The sequence below is a fragment of the Methylobacterium sp. CCH5-D2 genome, assembly GCF_001556475.1.
Classification (GTDB): Bacteria; Pseudomonadota; Alphaproteobacteria; order Rhizobiales; family Beijerinckiaceae; genus Methylobacterium; species Methylobacterium hispanicum.
Genome location: NZ_LSIX01000681.1, coordinates 1 through 2,080 on the forward strand (window position 1 = coordinate 1; position 2,080 = coordinate 2,080).

A 2,080-nucleotide genomic window follows, 5' to 3' on the forward strand; every position below is an offset into this window, starting at 1 on the left:
TGCCCCGACGAGGCCACCCACCAATCCGCCCGGCCCAGCCCGGCCCGCGGCCATCGGCGCGCCGCCGGTGTAGCCGTCGATCCGGTTGGCAAGGTTGACCTGCTCGGTCACCTCGGCCCGCGCGAAGCGCTTCACGGCCGGATCGCGGGTCCTGGCATGGGCGTCGCGAGCCGTGTTCTCGAGGAAGAGACCGCCCTTGGTGGCCATCTCCAGGTAGACCGGCGTGGGCAGCGCGCCCGATGGCGTCGGCTGGGCGATCGCCGTCCGTGTCACCGCCAGGGCGGCGGTGGCCGTCAACATGTGTACGAGGAAGTCACGGCGCAGCATCGGGGGCTCCCGGTTGGACGACGCGTACGGTTCGGCCGCGCGGGCGGCAGGTGCGTCGTTGGTGCAACCAAGAGTTGCCTTCTCTGTTCCTAGGCGATCGGGCTCGGCCGCATCACCCCCGCATTCACCGGCCGGACGGGACGGCGCGTGAGCCCCTGGCGCCGGCCGCGATGCACGAGAAGACCCGCGCCGGCCACTGCGGCGCCCGCCAGGAGGTCCGGCAGATAGTGTCCGCCGGACCCCAGCGTCGCGACGATCACGGCTCCGTTGAGCAAGAGGGCCGGCGCCCCGACGAACCGGACCGGCGCGAGGGCCCAGGCGGTGAGGATCGCGAGGCAGACGTGGAAGGAGGGGAACGTCACGAGGCCCCGGACGTCGCCGAGCACCAGGGTATCGAAGGTTCCGGCGCGCAGCTGTTCCAGCGCGTCAAGGTGCCAGAGGGCGCCGACCGTCTCGATTCCGGCAACCGGCAGCTCGGCGGGTGCGTAATGCGCGTAGGCGCCGACCGCGGGCAGGACGGCCGAGACGACGACCACGCAGAGCAGCGTGGCGCAGAACAGGCGCACGAAGGCCCAGAGCCGGCCGAGACGGCGGGTCGCCGCAAGAACGATCACCACCACCGCGATCTGCGGCCCGCTCGTGTGATAGGCGAGAGACAGCCACCAGTTGAGATCCGGGTGGAGATTCAGCCACGCGAGGTAGGTCGGCCAGTCGAATCCGAGCGCCCGCTCGGCTCGCGCCAGTGCGTGGTCGATCAGGGGCAGCCGGAGGGTGGCGGCGGCGTAGTGCAGGATGGCGACCGGCACCGTGAAGGCGATGAGGCTTGCGCTCGCCAGCGCCATCGCGCGCAGCGACGGCTCGGACTTGATCGGGCCGAGGCAGGCGGCGACGGCGAGGAGGACGGCGACCAGCGCCGCGACTCCGAGCGGGGCGAGCGGATCGAGCCGGATGCCGGCCCGGTGGAGCCAGACGGCGTCGAGCACGACCAGAGCCAGCGTCGTCAGCCAGAGCAGGGGGTGGGGCGCGGCGATGGCCGCGAGCAGCCGCCGCCGTGTCCCGGCCCATTCCGCCGAGCGCGGGCGCGCACCGCGGGCCCGAGCGTCGAGGGCGCGTGTCCGCCGGTCCGTATCGCTCGCCCCGTCCGGGACCTCCGTCGCGTCGTCGGGCTCGGCAACGTCCAGGCTGCCGCGACGCGGTCGGTCCATCATCCTCGTGTCGCCCCCTGCCGATGCACCGATGGATACGCGCGACGCCCGCATTGGTTCTCCGGCAAGGCTTGAGTGCTAGGCACGTGCAGCGGTGCGGCGTCATCCCTGGATGCCGGTCGATTTTTGCACCCTAGATGTCGGATCGTTGGCGGGACGGGTTTCCATGGATCGGCAGAGCGGCCTCGGGCTCGACGACATGCAGGCGCGGCAGGACCACGGCGGCGAGCCGCCCGAGGACGTCGTGCTGGAGCCGCTGGCCGACTACCCGCGGATCGACCTGCGCGGGAGCGGCGAGCCCTGGGCGAAGCGGCGCGCCGCCGGCAAGACCCTGCGCGAGGCCGTGCCGCACGCGGGCCACGGCACCCTCGACCTGCCCGAGGACCGGCCCGATCCGGTCTCGCTGATCGAGCGGGCGCACCAGGGCCGCCAGCCGGACCTCATCCCGCTGCGGGTCGCCCGCATGGCGAGCTCACCCTTCGCGTTCCTCCGGGGCGCCGCCCACGTCATGGCCTGGGACCTAGCCCGCACACCCACGAGCCAGATCT

At 72.8% G+C, this 2,080-nt stretch carries 2 protein-coding genes and 1 pseudogene; 1 reads left to right on the forward strand and 2 read right to left on the reverse strand.

Annotated features, from left to right (window positions below; translation table 11 throughout):
- Positions 1–327: pseudogene (locus tag AX737_RS17985) on the reverse strand (hypothetical protein); the annotation flags it as partial.
- An 89-nt stretch (positions 328–416) separates the two neighbouring features.
- A complete protein-coding gene (locus AX737_RS17990; protein WP_238231851.1) occupies positions 417–1,535 on the reverse strand; it encodes a phosphatase PAP2 family protein in 1,119 nt (372 codons plus the stop codon).
- A gap of 196 nt (positions 1,536–1,731) precedes the next feature.
- On the opposite strand from AX737_RS17990, the gene AX737_RS17995 reads away from it, so the two are divergent.
- On the forward strand, positions 1,732–2,080 hold a 349-nt coding region (locus tag AX737_RS17995; RefSeq protein ID WP_156453814.1), incomplete at its 3' end, for a DUF2252 family protein.